Annotated in this window: 14 protein-coding genes and 1 other annotated feature; of the genes, 12 read left to right on the top strand and 2 right to left on the bottom strand. The window is 41.4% G+C overall.

All coding sequences use genetic code 11. The features are described from left to right. Positions 1 to 184: 184 nt before the first annotated feature. Together lon and yihA are read left to right on the top strand one after the other, a co-directional pair. A complete protein-coding gene (lon, locus tag V7077_RS08130; protein ID WP_335500268.1) occupies positions 185 to 2,512 on the top strand; it encodes an endopeptidase La in 2,328 nt (775 codons plus the stop codon). Continuing rightward, positions 2,509 to 3,090, top strand: a complete 582-nt coding sequence (gene yihA / locus V7077_RS08135) for a ribosome biogenesis GTP-binding protein YihA/YsxC (protein ID WP_335500237.1) — start codon at positions 2,509 to 2,511, stop codon at positions 3,088 to 3,090. The genes lon and yihA overlap by 4 nt, the downstream gene beginning before the upstream one ends. 43 nt (positions 3,091 to 3,133) lie before the next feature. Here yihA and V7077_RS08140 read toward each other — a convergent pair whose 3' ends face one another. After that, on the bottom strand, positions 3,134 to 3,622 hold the full coding sequence (locus tag V7077_RS08140; protein WP_335500239.1) for a LiaI-LiaF-like domain-containing protein: 489 nt from the start codon (positions 3,620 to 3,622) through the stop codon (positions 3,134 to 3,136). Positions 3,623 to 4,116: 494 nt separating this feature from the next. Between V7077_RS08140 and hemA the strand changes: the two genes are divergently transcribed. The 8 genes from hemA (at position 4,117) to ysxE (ending at position 12,963) form a co-directional block, all read left to right on the top strand. Further along, a complete protein-coding gene (hemA, locus tag V7077_RS08145) occupies positions 4,117 to 5,460 on the top strand; it encodes a glutamyl-tRNA reductase (RefSeq protein WP_335500241.1) in 1,344 nt (447 codons plus the stop codon). 12 nt (positions 5,461 to 5,472) lie between these two features. Next, on the top strand, positions 5,473 to 6,306 hold the full coding sequence (locus V7077_RS08150; protein ID WP_335500244.1) for a cytochrome c biogenesis protein: 834 nt from the start codon (positions 5,473 to 5,475) through the stop codon (positions 6,304 to 6,306). Positions 6,307 to 6,320: 14 nt separating this feature from the next. Next, complete coding sequence (hemC, locus tag V7077_RS08155) at positions 6,321 to 7,259, top strand: hydroxymethylbilane synthase (protein WP_335500245.1); 939 nt, start codon at positions 6,321 to 6,323, stop codon at positions 7,257 to 7,259. Next, positions 7,252 to 8,028, top strand: a complete 777-nt coding sequence (locus tag V7077_RS08160; RefSeq protein ID WP_335500248.1) for a uroporphyrinogen-III synthase — start codon at positions 7,252 to 7,254, stop codon at positions 8,026 to 8,028. Before hemC ends, V7077_RS08160 begins: the two co-directional genes overlap by 8 nt. 113 nt (positions 8,029 to 8,141) lie before the next feature. Further along, positions 8,142 to 9,122, top strand: a complete 981-nt coding sequence (gene hemB / locus V7077_RS08165) for a porphobilinogen synthase (protein WP_335500251.1) — start codon at positions 8,142 to 8,144, stop codon at positions 9,120 to 9,122. A gap of 24 nt (positions 9,123 to 9,146) precedes the next feature. Further along, positions 9,147 to 10,433 carry a glutamate-1-semialdehyde 2,1-aminomutase gene (gene hemL / locus V7077_RS08170; protein WP_335500253.1) on the top strand — a complete coding sequence of 429 codons (1,287 nt, stop codon included), beginning with the start codon at positions 9,147 to 9,149 and terminating at the stop codon, positions 10,431 to 10,433. 266 nt (positions 10,434 to 10,699) lie between these two features. Next, positions 10,700 to 11,824: a stage VI sporulation protein D gene (gene spoVID, locus V7077_RS08175; RefSeq protein ID WP_335500255.1), complete on the top strand. Its 1,125-nt coding sequence runs from the start codon at positions 10,700 to 10,702 to the stop codon at positions 11,822 to 11,824. 98 nt (positions 11,825 to 11,922) lie between these two features. Then, on the top strand, positions 11,923 to 12,963 hold the full coding sequence (gene ysxE, locus V7077_RS08180; protein ID WP_335500257.1) for a spore coat protein YsxE: 1,041 nt from the start codon (positions 11,923 to 11,925) through the stop codon (positions 12,961 to 12,963). 17 nt (positions 12,964 to 12,980) lie between these two features. On the opposite strand, the gene V7077_RS08185 is transcribed toward ysxE, so the two are convergent. Further along, the gene (locus tag V7077_RS08185) at positions 12,981 to 13,175 is read right to left on the bottom strand and encodes a hypothetical protein (RefSeq protein ID WP_335500271.1); all 195 of its coding nucleotides are present in this window, start codon (positions 13,173 to 13,175) and stop codon (positions 12,981 to 12,983) included. A 155-nt stretch (positions 13,176 to 13,330) separates the two neighbouring features. Beyond that, positions 13,331 to 13,564, top strand: a binding site (T-box leader). Between the two features lie 52 nt (positions 13,565 to 13,616). On the opposite strand from V7077_RS08185, the gene V7077_RS08190 reads away from it, so the two are divergent. Beyond that, on the top strand, positions 13,617 to 16,259 hold the full coding sequence (locus V7077_RS08190) for a valine--tRNA ligase (protein WP_335500259.1): 2,643 nt from the start codon (positions 13,617 to 13,619) through the stop codon (positions 16,257 to 16,259). A 63-nt stretch (positions 16,260 to 16,322) separates the two neighbouring features. After that, positions 16,323 to 17,639: a bifunctional folylpolyglutamate synthase/dihydrofolate synthase gene (locus tag V7077_RS08195; RefSeq protein ID WP_335500261.1), complete on the top strand. Its 1,317-nt coding sequence runs from the start codon at positions 16,323 to 16,325 to the stop codon at positions 17,637 to 17,639. Positions 17,640 to 17,685: the final 46 nt, after the last annotated feature.

Consider the following 17,685-nt stretch of genomic DNA (forward strand, 5'->3'; position numbering starts at 1 on the left):
TCAAACCGAAGTTTTTTTATGAGAAAGAAAATGTCTTGATTGGGGAAAATAATTATATTGAAAAAGAAACAGCGTACACTCTCTAAAAATAGACACGAAAAACCAAATGAGATAGAATTGTACAACAAAGACTATTCTGCTAAGCAGTAGAAAATTAGGATTTTGCATGTGGAGGTGCAGTATGATGGCGAAACAGAATGAATTAATCGTCCCCCTCCTGCCGCTTCGAGGCTTGCTCGTCTATCCGACAATGGTTCTTCATTTAGATGTAGGCCGTGAGAGATCGGTTCAGGCACTCGAAAAAGCAATGGTAGATGACCATTTGATATTTTTAACCACACAAAAGGATGTCTCCATTGATGAACCCGCGGAAGAGGATTTATACAAATTAGGTACATTGACGAAGGTAAAGCAAATGTTAAAGCTTCCTAATGGTACCATTCGCGTATTAGTAGAAGGTTTAAATAGGGCAGAAGTTGTTTCTTTTTATGATGAAGATGACTATTACTCCGTTAGTATCGTTACCTACGAGGATCCAGATACGAAAGATGTAGAGGATCAAGCTTTGATGAGAACGATGCTGGATTACTTTGAGCAATACATAAAATTATCGAAAAAGATATCTGCCGAGACGTATGCAACTGTTGCTGATATTGAAGAACCAGGGCGGATGGCCGATCTGATTGCCTCACATTTGCCAGTAAAGTTAAAAGAAAAACAAGAAATTCTTGAAATGATTGATATTAAACAGCGTGTTAACCGCGTCATTGATACTATTCATAATGAAAAAGAAGTCCTTAATCTTGAGAAAAAGATTGGCCAGCGTGTGAAACGTTCAATGGAAAGGACACAAAAAGAATACTACCTTCGAGAGCAAATGAAGGCGATTCAAAAGGAATTAGGCGATAAAGAAGGAAAAACTGGTGAAATCGCAGACCTTACGAAAAAAATTGAAGAGGCAGGCATGCCGGAGCATACCAAAAAAGCCGCATTGAAAGAACTTGACCGTTATGAGAAGGTCCCTGCAAGTTCTGCTGAAAGTGCGGTCATTCGAAACTATATTGATTGGCTGATTGCCCTTCCATGGACAAAAAAGACGGAGGATGATATCGATATTCTTCGTGCTGAAAGAATTTTAAACGAGGATCATTATGGACTCGAAAAGGTGAAGGAACGTGTACTTGAATACTTAGCGGTACAAAAATTGACTAATTCAATCAAAGGTCCAATCCTTTGTCTGGCAGGACCTCCTGGGGTAGGTAAAACCAGTTTAGCTCGCTCGATTGCGACCTCGCTGAATCGGAATTTTGTCCGAGTTTCGCTTGGCGGTGTTCGAGATGAATCCGAAATCCGCGGTCATCGCAGGACCTATGTTGGTGCAATGCCAGGCCGAATTATCCAGGGAATGAAAAAAGCAGGAACAATCAATCCTGTTTTCTTACTCGATGAAATTGATAAAATGTCGAGTGACTTCCGGGGTGACCCTTCAAGTGCCATGCTAGAAGTATTAGACCCTGAACAAAACCATAATTTCAGCGATCATTATATTGAAGAGACCTATGATTTATCGAAGGTTATGTTTATTGCGACAGCAAATAACTTGTCAACCGTACCAGGTCCGCTTCTAGATCGAATGGAGATCATAACAATTGAAGGCTATACGGAGATTGAAAAAGTTCACATCTGCCGTGATCATTTGCTGCCAAAGCAAATTAAAGAAAATGGTCTTTCTAAAGGGATTCTCCAAATGCGGGATGATGCGATATTGAAAGTGGTTCGCTACTATACTCGAGAAGCTGGTGTTCGAAGTCTCGAACGTCAAATGGCAACGATTTGCCGCAAAACTGCTAAAATTATCGTTGCCGGTGAGAAAAAGCGGGTTATCATTACCGAGAAGAATGTGGAAGAGTTCTTAGGCAAACCAAGATTCCACTACGGCATGGCAGAAGCTGAAGATCAAGTGGGGGTAGCCACTGGTTTAGCTTATACGACTGTTGGCGGCGATACCCTGCAGATTGAAGTTTCACTATCTCCTGGTAAAGGAAAACTAGTTTTAACTGGTAAACTTGGTGATGTCATGAAAGAATCGGCTCAAGCGGCTTTTAGTTATGTTCGCTCAAAAGCAGGCGAGCTTGGGATTGCTGAAGACTTCCATGAAAAAAATGATATTCATATCCATGTTCCAGAAGGTGCGGTACCTAAGGATGGTCCATCTGCAGGAATTACGATGGCAACCGCACTTGTTTCGGCCTTAACCGGCAAACCAATCCGTCGTGAAGTGGGAATGACAGGTGAAATCACTTTGAGAGGCAGAGTTCTTCCGATTGGCGGCTTGAAGGAAAAATCGCTTAGCGCCCATCGAGCCGGATTGAAAACAATCATTATTCCTAAAGATAATGTCAAAGATATTGATGATATTCCTGAGAGTGTACGGAACGAGTTGGAATTTGTCCCTGTAGCCCATGTGGATGAAGTATTGAAGCGTGCCCTTCTAGAAGGTGGCGTCCGATGAAGGTTGTAAGTTCTGAGATTGTTATTAGTGCCGTAAAGCCGGAGCAATATCCGGAAACCGATCTGCCTGAGTTTGCACTTGCCGGCCGCTCGAATGTTGGGAAGTCTTCTTTTATTAATAAGATGCTGAATCGTAAGGGTTTGGCACGGATTTCCTCTAAGCCGGGTAAAACGCAGACATTGAATTTTTACTTAATTAATGAAATTTTACATTTTGTCGATGTTCCAGGTTATGGGTATGCAAAAGTTTCAAAGTCCGAACGGGCAGCGTGGGGAAGGATGATTGAAACCTACTTCACGACGAGGGAACAGCTTAGGGCAGCTGTATTAATCGTTGATTTACGCCACCCGCCAACCACTGACGATGTGATGATGTATGATTTCCTAAAACATTATGGAATTCCCTGCGTCATCATTGCGACTAAAGCAGATAAAATCCCTAAGGGAAAATGGCAGAAACATTTAAAAGTAACCCGTGAGACATTAGAACTAGATAAAAATGATCAAATTGTTGTTTTTTCATCAGAAACAGGCGAAGGCAAAGACCAAGCCTGGTCGATTTTGCATAGTTATATGTAAGTAAAAAAATAACCGCCTAAGCAGTTCTATCTGCTTAAGGCGGTTATTTTTTCTTTTTTAGTAAAAAATAGATACCAATAACAATTAAAAGGGCAGGCCAAAATTTCCAAACGAAATTCATTCCGTTTTGCAGCAGGCCAAAATAGCTGGCAATTTTATCATAAAACAGCAACAGAACTGCTATAACGAGAAAAAGAAAAGCTTGAAACAGCCCGGAATTGGTTTTCTGAAAACGAAGGAAAAAGCCTACTGAAATAATTAAAATCAGCATTCCAATCGTATTAGTAGGCCAAAAAGCAAGATGACCTGATAGGTGAAAATGCAGGCCAAATCCACTCATGATTACTCCAGGGAGAATCGCATCATATTCCCTTGCAGAGTACCCTTGACCTAAAAAAGCAGCCCCGACAATAATCAGTAATGTCGGCCATGTATAAAATTGTTGAAATAGTGTAAAGCCTGTCTGCTGCAGTAAAAAATAAGCCCCGAATCCAATTAGAATAATCCCAGGGAAAATTCGTTGATTTTTCATTAAAAACACCGCCACTTCCAGTAAGGTTCACTTGAATCTATTCTATTTTTTTGGTACTGTACATAAGGAAGTATTATAGAAATCTTATTTATTCATCATGTTAAGAATATGTAAAGGAAATTATGGTAGAATTACTATATCGGCTCGTTCTTCACATGAGAGTTTATTTATCCAGTTCCAGCGCCCTAGCGGCTAGTGTCCTTCGCGCTCCGCCTTACGATAAGTCAACATCGAATCGCTATCGCTCTTCGTGTTTCCTTTATCTCAGTTGGACCGCTCCACAAGGAACGCTTCGGCAGCGTAAGCATCGCACGAAGGAAAAGCGATAGCTTTTCCGAGGAGGCCATACGCCGCTGGCCAGGGCGCTTGCACTTTTATTTTATCTTAGCATATTGTTTCATTTTATGTTCACATTTTTCGAGCAAAAGTCGAAATTGCTCGTGATATAATTTTACTAGTTAATACTGTAAACTCTTTGGGGGTGTAATTTTCAAATGCATATAGTAGTAATCGGTCTTAACTATAAAACTGCCCCTGTTGAAATCCGTGAGCGGTTAACTTTCAATGAAACCGATCTTGTGGATGCGACTAAACAATTAAATGCAAAAAAGAGCATCCTAGAAAATATCATCTTGTCGACATGTAATCGTACAGAAATTTATGCGGTCGTGGATCAGCTTCATACAGGCCGTTATTATATTAAGGAATTTCTGTCCGAATGGTTCGGAATGGAGCAGGCAGAATTTTCGCCGTTTCTCTTTGTCTATGAGGATGATGGGGCAGTAGATCACTTATTCAATGTAACATGTGGACTAAACTCCATGGTTCTAGGAGAAACACAAATTCTCGGACAGGTACGAACAAGCTTTTTATTAGCACAACAAGAGGAAACGATCGGTTCCGTGTTCAAACACCTCTTTAAACAAGCGATTACCTTGGCAAAACGCGCACATTCTGAAACGGATATAGGGGCTAATGCTGTTTCTGTCAGCTATGCAGCGGTTGAACTTGCGAAGAAAATTTTTGGATCGCTTGAGAATAAGCATGTCCTAATCTTTGGCGCTGGAAAAATGGGTGAACTGGCTGCTCAGAACTTACACGGCAATGGTGTAAAACAGGTAACTGTGATTAATCGTACGTTTGAAAAAGCACAGATGCTTGCAAGCCGTTTTGACGGTCAGGCGCGCAATGTGAGTGAATTAGAGAGATCACTCAGAGAGGCTGATATTCTAATTAGTTCAACAGGTGCCAAGGAATTAGTCATTTCAAAAGAATTAATGGCAAAAGTCGAGAAAAAGCGCAAAGGGAAACCATTGTTTATGGTGGATATTGCGGTACCTCGTGACTTAGATCCAAAAATTGCTGAGCTTGAGAATATCTTTTTATACGATATCGACGATTTAGAAGGTATTGTTGAAGCAAACTTACATGAGCGTCAAAAGGCAGCCGCAAAAATCAGACTTATGATTGAAAGAGAGATTGTCGATTTTAAACAGTGGTTGGGCACACTTGGAGTGGTCCCTGTGATCTCTGCCCTACGGGAAAAAGCACTAGCGATTCAAGCAGAAACGATGGTTAGTCTTGAACGGAAACTGCCAAACTTAAGCGATCATGATCTTAAAGTCCTAAACAAACATACAAAGAGTATTATTAACCAGCTCTTAAAGGATCCGATTTTACAAGCAAAAGAATTGGCGGCAAGACCGGATGCAGATCAAGCAATGGATTTATTTATGAAAATCTTTAATATTGAAGGGCTTGTTCAGGAGCAGCATAAGAAAGAAGCCAAAACAATTAAATTGCCGGTTGGAGAAGTTCAGGCTTCTTTTCAGTCATAAGGGGTTGTTGATATGTTTAACACTCTTTTGACAAGGCTTCACGAATTTACAGTTGTTCTATATGCCTTCAGTGTGTTGTTATATTTTTTCGACTTCATTCACCATAACCGGAAGGCAAACCGTATTGCTTTCTGGTTACTTGCAGTTGTTTGGATATTGCAAACGGTTTTTCTCTTTTTATATATGACAAAAACAGGCAGGTTCCCTGTACTAACGATTTTCGAGGGACTCTATTTTTATGCCTGGGTATTAGTCACATTGTCGATTGTGATCAACCACTTATTAAGGGTTGATTTCATCGTCTTTTTCACCAATATACTTGGCTTCACCGTTATGGCCATTCATACATTTGTCCCAATGCAGTACCATTCCCATACTCTGGCAACCAGGCTTGTCTCGGAATTGCTGTTAATTCATATTACAATGGCTATTCTTTCGTATGGGGCTTTTTCCCTATCCTTTGTTTTTTCATCATTATATTTACTTCAATATGATTTGTTGAAACGGAAAAAATGGGGAGCGCGTCTGATCAGGCTTGCAGATTTAGAAAAACTCGAAAAATTATCCTACATAACCGCTTGTCTCGGCGTTCCGATGCTGCTTCTCAGCCTGATTTTAGGCCTCCAGTGGGCATTTTTAAAGGTTCCGGGAATGCCGTGGTACGATATGAAGATTATTGGTTCATTCCTGTTACTTTCAGCCTATAGCATTTATTTATACCTGCGAATCGTAAAAAATCTCTCCGGGAGAAAATTGGCGATTTGGAATACTGCGTCCTTTTTAATCGTTTTAATAAACTTTTTTCTATTTGGAAGATTATCATCATTTCATTTATGGTATGCATAACTTAGGAGGCAATCATGAGAAAAATTATTGTTGGTTCTAGACGAAGCAAATTGGCATTAACACAAACGAATTGGGTTATTGACCAGCTTAAACAGCTAAACCCTAATTTTGAGTTTGAAGTAAAAGAAATCGTTACAAAAGGTGATAAAATCCAAGATGTTACCCTGTCGAAGGTTGGCGGTAAAGGGTTATTTGTTAAAGAAATCGAACAAGCTATGCTTGATAAAGAGATTGATATGGCCGTTCATAGTATGAAAGACATGCCTGCTGTTTTGCCGGAAGGGTTAACAATTGGCTGCATTCCATTCCGCGAGGATCATCGTGACGCCTTGATTTCAAAGGATCATGTGAAATTAAATGATTTAAAGCCGGGAGCCATCATCGGAACAAGCAGTCTGCGCCGCAGTGCCCAGCTCTTAGCTCAACGTCCTGATTTAGAAATTAAATGGATTCGCGGGAATGTTGATACGAGATTAGAAAAGTTAGAATCTGGTGAATACGATGCGATTATTCTAGCAGCGGCAGGATTATCCCGTCTAGGCTGGGCCAAGGAAGTCGTAACGGAATTTATCGATGCCGATATCTGTGTACCTGCAGTAGGGCAAGGCGCATTATCGATTGAATGCCGTGAGGACGATCAAGACCTGCTAGACCTTTTTGAAAAATTCACTTGCAAAAAAACAGAAAAAGCGGTTCGGGCTGAACGGGCGTTCCTTCAGAAGATGGAAGGCGGCTGTCAGGTGCCGATTGCCGGCTTTGCTCAAGTAGATGAAAATGATGAAGTAGTCTTAAATGTGTTAGTAGGCTCGCCAGAAGGTCAAGAGATTTACAGAGAAGAACTTCGCGGACAAGATCCAGAAGAACTCGGAAATCAGGCTGCCGATTTATTAATTAAAAAAGGAGCCAAGGACCTGATTGAAAAAGTGAAACGAGAGCTTGAAGGCCGTGAGTAAATCTCACGCTTTGCTTGACAAAACAGTTCTAGTTCCCAGAGGAAAGAATCAAGCAAAATCATTTTCTCAGCTAGTCGAGAGGTATGGAGGGATTCCGATTGAAATCCCTCTACTTGCTTTTCGCCCGATTGAAAAAAATCATCGCCTTGAAGACTGTTTGGAGGCGCTTCATACATACGACTGGATCATTTTTACAAGCAATGTCACGGTTGACACCTTTTTTTCGTTTTGCGACCGGGATACGGATGAATTGCCTAAAACTGCAGTAATCGGGAAGAAAACGGCTGAGATCCTGCAGGAGAAGGGGATTCACCCGGCATTTGTCCCTTCAGCCTATGTGGCAGAGGTATTTGTCGAGGAGTTTTTACCCTTTGTCGATGCACATACGAAGGTTCTGCTCCCTAAAGGGAACTTGGCTCGGGAGTATATCGCTGCTTCGTTAATGGAGGCAGGAGCCCAGGTTGATGAAGTGGTAATCTATGAGACATATTTGCCTGAGGAAAGCCGCTTGAAACTGGCCCGGATGCTGGCAAAGAATGAATTAAATATTCTCTTGTTTACAAGTCCTTCGACTGTGGATCACCTCATGGAGGTCGTGAAGGAGTATGGTTTGGAGGAGCAGTTGAAAAAATGTATAATTGGCTGTATCGGACCTGTTTCCGAAAAAAAACTGCTTGAATATGGGCTTACGGTTCATGTTGCACCGGATCAGTATACCGTGAAGGATATGATTGAGAGCACGATTGCTTATCTTGAGGGTAAGGGTTGAATGGCGGCCAGTAAACAGAGGCCATGCGCCAGAAAAATGCGTATATCCGCCACTAAACGGAAGTGATCCGCCAGTAACAAATTTAAATTTAAACTTTTGGAGGTATAAATAGAATGGAACTTCAATTTCAACGTCACCGCCGACTACGGACTAGTGCGAATATGCGTGCACTTGTGAGAGAAAATCACCTAAGAGCAGATGACTTCATTTATCCATTGTTTATTTATGAAGGCGAAAATATTCGTAAAGAAGTTTCCTCCATGCCTGGTGTCTTTCAAGTATCAATGGACAACCTTCAGGCTGAAATGGAAGATATCGTAGCACACGGAATCAAGTCCGTCCTATTATTCGGAATCCCAACCACAAAAGATGCCTGCGGAACGCAAGCTTTCCATGACCATGGAATCGTTCAAGTCGCTACCCGTTACATAAAGGAAAACTTTCCAGATATCATCATCGTGGCAGATACATGCCTATGTGAATATACCGACCATGGTCACTGTGGGATGGTTGAAGGAGACAAGATCCTTAACGACCAATCACTTGATCTACTTGTAAAAACAGCAGTAGCCCAAGCAAAAGCAGGTGCCGATATTATCGCCCCTTCTAACATGATGGATGGTTTCGTAGCTGCGATTCGTGCTGGATTAGATGAGGCTGGTTTTACCGAGATTCCGATTATGTCATATGCTGTTAAATATGCGTCTGCCTTCTACGGACCATTCCGTGAAGCTGCAGAGGGTGCACCGCAATTTGGTGATCGGAAGACCTATCAAATGGATCCTGCGAACCGCATGGAAGCATTTAGAGAAGCTGAGTCCGATGTTGCAGAAGGCGCTGATTTCTTAATAGTGAAACCTGGTATGCCATACCTTGATATCGTTCGTGATGTGAAAAATAACTTTAATTTGCCTGTCGTTATTTATAACGTGAGCGGTGAGTATGCCATGATTAAAGCGGCGGCGCAAAATGGCTGGATTGACGAGAGAAATACCGTGATGGAAATGTTAGTAGGCATGAAGCGTGCTGGTGCAGACTTAATTATTACCTATCATGCAAAAGATGCCTGCCGTTGGTTAAAAGAAGAGAAATAACAATTTCTGAAATGAGGGAATAGAATGCGTTCGTATACCAAATCGATTGAAGCATTTAAAGAAGCCCGAAACCTAATGCCTGGTGGTGTGAACAGCCCGGTTCGTGCCTTTAAATCTGTTAATATGAGTCCAATATTTATGGAAAGAGGCAAAGGCTCAAAAATTTATGATATAGATGGCAATGAATATATTGATTATGTTCTGTCATGGGGGCCGCTGATCTTAGGACACTCCAATGACCGTGTCGTCGAGGCGTTGAAAAAAACAGCTGAATTAGGGACAAGTTTTGGTGCCCCAACTGAGTTAGAAACGAAATTAGCAAAGCTTGTCATTGAGCGTGTCCCTTCGATTGAAGTTGTCAGAATGGTAAACTCAGGAACTGAGGCAACCATGAGTGCACTGCGTTTGGCACGCGGCTATACAGGCCGTAACAAAATCCTAAAATTTGAAGGCTGCTATCATGGCCATGGTGATTCATTGCTGATTAAAGCAGGTTCAGGAGTAGCCACACTAGGTCTGCCTGACAGCCCAGGTGTTCCTGAAGGGATTGCTAAAAATACGATTACAGTGCCTTATAATGATTTAGAAAGTGTTAAATTCGCATTTGAGCAATTTGGCGATGATATTGCAGCTATTATCGTCGAGCCTGTTGCTGGTAACATGGGACTTGTTCCACCGCTTCCAGGCTTCTTAGAAGGTCTTCGTGAGCTTACAACAGCTAACGGTTCTTTGCTCATTTTTGATGAGGTCATGACCGGTTTCCGTGTAGGTTACAACTGTGCGCAGGGGTATTTTAATGTGACACCTGACATTACTTGTCTTGGCAAAGTGATTGGCGGCGGACTTCCTGTTGGAGCTTACGGCGGAAGAGCTGAAATCATGCAGCAAATCGCTCCAAGTGGTCCGATTTATCAAGCAGGGACACTATCAGGTAACCCGCTTGCCATGACAGCAGGACTTGAAACTTTAAGCCAACTTACACCGGAGCACTATCAGGAGTTTATCCGTAAAGGAGATCTGCTTCAGAAAGGCTTTGAAGCAGCGGCTGAAAAGTATGATATTCCGATTAGCTTTAACCGTGCCGGTTCGATGATTGGTTTCTTCTTCACGAATGAAGCGGTCATTAACTATGAGAAAGCCAAGACGTCTAATTTGGATTTCTTTGCGGCGTATTACCGTGAAATGGCTAATCAAGGGGTATTTTTACCTCCTTCTCAGTTTGAAGGCTTATTCCTATCAACAGAGCACTCTGATGCGGATATTGAAAAAACGATTCAAGCAGCTGAGGTTGCGTTCTCTAAACTTAAATAATCGCTTTTTTGCACCCACTATATTTAAGAGTGGGTGTATTTTTTTGCTTATAATTGGGTGTAATTGGAAAATTAGCCTATAAACAAAGAAAATGAGCAAACCTGTTTTAAAATGAGCCAATTATCACCTGAAATGATCCAATCCCCATTAAAAAATCAGCCAAACAGAAAACTCTACCCCAAGCAATTCTTTTTCAAGTCAGAATTCCATTTTTATCATAAAAAATAGACCTCCCTCATAAAGTGTAAGTGACATAGTGATTTTGCGTGAAAGATACGAAAGGAGGAGTCGCTTTGTCCCAAGAGAATCAATCGTGCCTGCGATTTTCCTTGGAGGAGTCATTGTGGTTTAGAAAAGGACAGGAAGTCGAGGAACTCGTTTCCATTTCCCTAGACCCGGACATCACCATCCAGGAAAACGATCAGTACGTAACCATACGTGGTTCGCTCGAACTATCCGGCGAATATAAAAGTTACGAAGCAAGCGATGTGAGTGAAGAGGAGGCAGTGACCTCTCAAAAATTTGTCGAGAGAGTTGCTGAACTGGAGGAGTCGGGATCTTGTGAGTTTTCACACCGTTTCCCAGTAGATATCACGATTCCGAATAACCGAATCCAAAGTATTTATGATATCGATGTCCTTGTAGAATCATTTGATTATTCCATCCCTGAGCGCAGCTGCTTAAAGCTTTCCGCCGAATTGACGATTAGTGGATTATATGGCAATGAGCCTGTCGAACAGCAGCAAGAAGAAGAACAGCAGTATGAGGTTCTTCACCGTTATGAAGTGGAAGAAGCAGAAGTAGAAGTAGAACAACCTGCGGTCCACAGCAACTTTGAAAACAATTTCTTGTTTGAAGCAGAGGCAAGAAAACCGCAGGAAGAAGAACCAGTGGAAATCTTGCCTACATTCCCGACTTTCAACTACCAGCCGCAGGTCGCGGAAGAAGAGGAAGAAGACTATTCCCCTGCATGGAATCTTCAGGAGGCTAGAAGTGAAGCGAGCCAGCCTGAAGCAGTTGAAACGACGGCAGAGGTTATCGTGGTGAAAGATCATTCGCCAGAGCATCATGAAGAAGTGATTATTGCAGAAGTTGAGGTTGAAAGCTCATCTTCCTCATCAGAAGAGCCGCCGCCGAAAGCGCAGAAAAAAAAGAAAGCTGCTAAGAAGAAAAGCATGACGTTAACCGAGTTTTTTGCCCGTAAGGATGAACGAACAGCCCAAACGAAATTAAAGGTCTGTATCGTTCAAAAAGGGGATACGGTTGCCAGTGTAGCAGACCGCTATGATGTTTCCGTTCCAAACCTTCTTCGAGAGAACAATCTTGAACTAAATCAAGATGTTTATGAAGGCCAGGTACTCTATATTCCTGGTACACTTGCAAAAAAATAACGATACAGAAAAAGATGAGCGGGTTTTTTTTAACCTGCTCAGCTTATTTTTAGTGACATAACGAATCTTCGCTTTCTTTGAAAGAGAGATGACATCTCATGAGCGATACAAATCGGTTAGAATCAGTAGCACCGATACTAAATAATTATCTTATCGAGCCTTATTTTGTAGAAGACTTCGGGATTGTTCAAAAGGTTTATTCCAATAAAGGCACCTTTGCGTTAAAAAAAATCCCGCCTACCACCGGTACAGATTTCATCCGTCATGTTCACCTGCTCTACCAAAAAGGCTTCAATCGTATCGTCCCCATCTATCCGACAATGGACGGCAGATATGCTGTTTTACATGAGAATAATCTTTATTATTTAATGCCTTGGATGCCCAATCATCAAAAAGAAAACCGTGACCAAATAAATCTTGAGCTATTTCGAGAGTTAGCTAGACTTCATACTCTGTCTGCTAAGGAAGTGACCGTCAGTAAAGAAGAGCGGACAGAGCATTATGAAACCACAATTCAGCAGCTGGAAAAGCATCAGGAATTTCTGGACGGTTTTATAGATGAATGTGAAAAGAAGACCTATATGTCCCCATTCCAATTGTTGTATTGCTTATACTATAACGAAATCAGTCAGGCACTTCGGTTTTCAAAAGGCAAATTCGAGGAATGGTATGAGAATACGAAGGAAACTGAGAAGGCACGCATGGTGATTACCCATGGGAAATTATCTTCCGAGCATTTTCTCTATGATGACCGGGGCTACGGCTATTTTATCAATTTTGAAAATGCCCGTTATGGGTCGCCGATCCATGACCTTCTCCCTTATTTATCAAGAGCTTTAAATACGAGGCCGAAGCGGAGTGATACCGCGATCGATTGGGTGTATCATTACTTTAAATATTTTCCCTATAAAGAGGACGAGAAATTATTATTTAACAGCTATTTAGCCTTACCCGTGCCGATTATGCAAGTGGTCGATAGTTATTATAAAAAAGAGGGCCGGAAGAATGAAATGAAATTTGTCCGTAAGCTGCAGGAGCAATATTGGCATTTAAAAAATTCCGAATATGTTGTGATGCGGATGACGGAAATCGAAAATCAACGAAAACAAGCAAAAGAAGGAGCCCAGCAGCAGTCTTAATCTGCCTGATGGGCTCCTTAAATAATGTCAAAATAGATGGAAACGGCAATCGCAAGAAAAATTATTAACAATAATACATCTAGGATGGTTGGCAAAAACAAGGTGCGGATAAATTGAAAGATGGTAAAAGGAACAATGAATTGTGCGGCAATTCTGCGCGAAGTAATAAACCAGGGACGGTATTTGTATTTGTGGAAATTGTTACGCTTCACGGACCGAATCCCCCTAATAATAAATATTTATTTATATATATTCCAAAAGCCTAGATAAGTTCTCCCATAATTACATAAGGTATAAAATATAAAAAAATTGTTCATCCTGTTGACGTCACTCCCCTTTTTTGGGTAGTATAACATTATAATTTAAAATGCGAGCTACGACAGGGAAGAGTACAATGCACTCCTGCTTAAAGAGAGGGAAATCATTAGCTGGAAGATTTCTTAAGAGGAAACATTGGAAGGTCGCCCATGAGCTTCTTCTGTGAACGGAAAAATCCTAGTAGTGGAAGACGGAGGAAATCCGTTATCTGATTTAAGCGCCAATCGTATTTTTTGATTGGAAAAAAGGTGGTACCGCGAAGCATACTCCATTCGTCCTTTTATATGACGAATGGAGTTTTTTGTGTTAACTGGAATTTTGAAGGAGGAAATTAAATGGAAACAAAAGAATTAACGATGCCAACCAAGTACGACCCGCAAACGATTGAAAAAGGTCGCTATGAATGGTGGCTGAAAGGAAAGTTTTTTGAGGCAAAAAACGATGAAGGCAAACAGCCATACACAATCGTGATCCCGCCGCCAAACGTTACCGGAAAACTTCACCTAGGTCATGCCTGGGATACTACATTACAAGATATTCTGACAAGAATGAAGCGGATGCAGGGATATGATGTTCTCTGGCTGCCTGGTATGGACCATGCTGGAATTGCGACCCAAGCAAAAGTAGAAGAAAAACTTCGTAACGAAGGAAAAAGCCGCTATGATTTAGGCCGTGAAAAATTCGTCGAAGAAACATGGAAGTGGAAGGAAGAGTATGCCTCCCATATCCGCCAGCAGTGGTCGAAGTTAGGCTTAGGTCTTGATTACAGCCGTGAGCGTTTCACGCTTGATGAGGGCTTATCAGATGCAGTTAAAGAAGTGTTCGTAACTCTTTATAAGAAAGATTTAATTTACCGTGGTGAGTACATCATTAACTGGGATCCATCCACGAAAACAGCATTATCTGATATCGAAGTAATTTATAAGGATATCCAAGGTGCTTTTTATCATATGAACTATCCGCTTGCCGATGGTTCAGGCCAAATTGAAGTCGCCACTACCCGCCCAGAGACGATGCTTGGTGATACCGCTGTAGCCGTACACCCAGAAGATGAACGTTACAAGCATTTAATTGGCAAAACAGTGGTCCTTCCAATCGTTAATCGTGAAATTCCGATTGTTGCTGATGATTATGTTGATATGGATTTTGGTTCCGGGGCAGTAAAAATCACACCTGCACACGATCCAAATGACTTTGAGCTTGGTAATCGCCATAACCTAGAGCGTATTCTTGTTATGAATGAAGATGGCTCGATGAATGAAAAAGCAGGCAAATATCAAGGACTAGACCGTTTTGAATGCCGGAAACAAATTGTTAAAGACTTACAAGAACAAGGTGTTCTTTTCAAAATCGAAGAGCATATGCATTCGGTTGGCCACTCTGAGCGGAGCGGCGCAGTTGTTGAACCCTATCTTTCAACCCAATGGTTCGTTAAAATGCAGCCACTCGCAGATGAAGCGATTGCCTTACAAGACAAGGAAAACAAAGTAAATTTCGTTCCAGACCGTTTTGAAAAAACATACCTCCGCTGGATGGAAAATATCCGCGACTGGTGTATTTCTAGACAGCTGTGGTGGGGCCATCGGATTCCAGCTTGGTACCACAAACAAACAGGTGAAGTTTACGTAGGAACGGAAGCACCAGCTGATCCCGAAAACTGGGAACAGGATAAAGACGTATTGGATACATGGTTCAGCTCGGCATTATGGCCGTTCTCCACAATGGGCTGGCCAAACACAGAAGCGGCAGATTATAAGCGTTACTTCCCAACAGATGCACTAGTAACTGGTTACGACATTATCTTCTTCTGGGTATCTCGGATGATTTTCCAAAGCATCGAGTTCACAGGAGACCGTCCATTTAAAGACGTACTCATTCACGGTCTCGTTCGTGACGAGCAGGGCCGTAAGATGAGTAAGTCACTTGGCAATGGTGTTGATCCAATGGATGTTATCGAAAAGTATGGTGCCGATGCACTACGTTATTTCTTATCAACAGGAAGTTCACCAGGTCAGGATTTGCGTTTCAGCTTTGAAAAAGTAGAATCTACTTGGAACTTTGCTAATAAAATTTGGAATGCTTCCCGTTTTGCGTTAATGAATATGGATGGCTTAACATTTGAGGAAATTGATTTTAGCGGTGAAAAATCTGTTGCCGATAAGTGGATTTTAACTCGCTTAAATGAAACAATTGATCATGTAACAAGACTTTCAGAGCGCTATGAATTTGGTGAAGTTGGCCGTGCCTTGTATAACTTTATCTGGGATGACTTCTGTGATTGGTATATCGAAATGGCGAAGCTTCCATTATATGGCGAAGATGAAGCTGCGAAAAAAACAACCCGTTCGATCCTTGCTTATGTGTTAGACAACACGATGCGGTTGTTGCATCCATTTATGCCATTTATCACCGAGGAAATCTGGCAGAACCTGCCGCATGCTGGTGAATCCATCACAACAGCATCATGGCCGGTTGTTAAACCTGAACTATCGGATGACCAAGCGGCGCAAGAGATGAAGCTGCTTGTAGAAATGATTCGTTCAGTCCGGAATATTCGTGCTGAAGTAAACACACCATTAAGCAAGAAGATTAAAATGCTTGTAAAAGCAAAAGATGAAGCCATTCTGAAAGCAGTTGAAAGCAACCGCAGCTACATCGAGCGTTTCTGTAATCCAGAAGAGTTGCAAATGGGTGTTGACATCGAAATACCTGAAAAAGCAATGACGGCTGTAGTAACAGGCTTAGAAATTATCCTGCCGCTTGAAGGTTTAATCAATATTGACGAAGAAATTGCTCGTCTAAATAAAGAATTAGACCGCTTAAATAAAGAAGTTGATCGCGTTCAGAAGAAACTAAGCAACGAGGGCTTTATGAAAAAAGCACCTGAGAGTGTAGTGGCCGAGGAACGTGCGAAAGAGAAGGATTATATTGAAAAGAGAGACATCGTCGAAGCTCGTATTAAAGAGTTAAGAGGATAACAAGTTGTGCGAGACGAATTCATTCCTGGGTTCGTCTCGCTTACATAAAGGGGGGGATCAAAATTGTTTACTACTTATCAAGAAGCCCTAGACTGGATACATGGGAGACTGAGACTGGGGATTAAACCCGGCTTATCACGAATGGAATGGATGATGGACAAGCTTGGATCTCCTGAAAAGAAAATTAAAGCTGTTCATGTCGGCGGTACGAATGGAAAGGGCTCTACCGTTACCTTTTTACGATCGATTCTCCAATCAGGAGGATACACAGTTGGAACTTTTACCTCACCATACATTGAACAATTTAATGAACGAATCAGTGTAAATGGAAAACCGATTAGTGATGCGGAAATTTTAGAACTGACCAATGTGATTAAGCCGCTTGCAGATGAATTGGAAGATACGGAACTAGGTGGGCCAACTGAGTTCGAAGTGATCACGGCGATGGCGTTTTACTATTTTGCGAATACAAGTCAAATCGATATGGTTATTTTTGAAGTGGGGTTAGGCGGACGATTCGATTCAACCAATATCATCGAGCCGTTAGCTTCGATTATTACAAACATTGGATTAGATCATACAGCTATCCTCGGTGACACTTATGAAGAAATTGCCTTTGAAAAAGCGGGGATTATTAAGGAGACTACTCCCATTTTTACAGCGGTTAAACATCCAGGTGCCTTAAAGGTGATTGAGGAAATGGCAGAAAAGAAGTCTGCTCCAATCTATCGATTAAACCAAGAATTTCAGATTTCTGGACATGAATCAATTGCTAAGGGGGAAGTTTTTGCCCTAAAATCAAAATCTCTATCTTATGAAGAACTTGAGATCAGTATGATTGGCCAGCATCAAACAGAGAATGCATCGTTAGCTGTACTAGCCGCCGACTTTTTAAACCAAGCAGGTTTTCAAGTATCAGAACAAGCTATTCGAAAAGGGTTAATAGAAGCTTACTGGCCAGGAAGATTCGAAGTTTTATCAGAAAATCCATTGGTTATTATTGATGGAGCGCACAATCAAGAAGGAATTACGGCTTTAGTCCATGAATTATCAAGCAGATACAAAGATCGAAACATTCACATTGTATTTGCTGCGTTAAAGGATAAGAAATTGGATGAGATGATAGGAATGCTTGATGGGATTGCGGATCAAATTACGTTTGTTAGTTTTGATTTCCCTCGTGCAGCGAAAGCCGAGGAATTACAACAAATCAGCCGTTCAACTAGCAAACAGGCAGTGGATGATTGGCAGCTCCATCTGTTGGAAAAAGTAAAAAATCAGCATAAAAATGAGATGTTAGTCGTTACTGGTTCACTCTATTTTATTTCAGAAGCCAAACCATTCATTATAAAATCTTTAAAAATTCACAATGCTATATGATGTAAAAAAATAGGTGACCAATTTATGGGTCACCTATTTTTTTACA

It is taken from the genome of Neobacillus vireti (assembly GCF_036962465.1).
GTDB lineage: Bacteria > Bacillota > Bacilli > Bacillales > Cytobacillaceae > Neobacillus > Neobacillus vireti_B.

Bases quoted from the DNA above. Each gene is read 5' to 3' on its own strand.
- V7077_RS08150 (WP_335500244.1), top strand. From the start codon at position 5,473: ATGTTTAACACTCTTTTGACAAGGCTTCACGAATTTACAGTTGTTCTA.
- yihA (WP_335500237.1), top strand. From the start codon at position 2,509: ATGAAGGTTGTAAGTTCTGAGATTGTTATTAGTGCCGTAAAGCCGGAG.
- ysxE (WP_335500257.1), top strand. From the start codon at position 11,923: ATGAGCGATACAAATCGGTTAGAATCAGTAGCACCGATACTAAATAAT.
- hemA (WP_335500241.1), top strand. From the start codon at position 4,117: ATGCATATAGTAGTAATCGGTCTTAACTATAAAACTGCCCCTGTTGAA.
- hemL (WP_335500253.1), top strand. From the start codon at position 9,147: ATGCGTTCGTATACCAAATCGATTGAAGCATTTAAAGAAGCCCGAAAC.
- hemB (WP_335500251.1), top strand. From the start codon at position 8,142: ATGGAACTTCAATTTCAACGTCACCGCCGACTACGGACTAGTGCGAAT.
- lon (WP_335500268.1), top strand. From the start codon at position 185: ATGGCGAAACAGAATGAATTAATCGTCCCCCTCCTGCCGCTTCGAGGC.
- V7077_RS08140 (WP_335500239.1), bottom strand. From the start codon at position 3,622: ATGAAAAATCAACGAATTTTCCCTGGGATTATTCTAATTGGATTCGGG.
- V7077_RS08190 (WP_335500259.1), top strand. From the start codon at position 13,617: ATGGAAACAAAAGAATTAACGATGCCAACCAAGTACGACCCGCAAACG.
- hemC (WP_335500245.1), top strand. From the start codon at position 6,321: ATGAGAAAAATTATTGTTGGTTCTAGACGAAGCAAATTGGCATTAACA.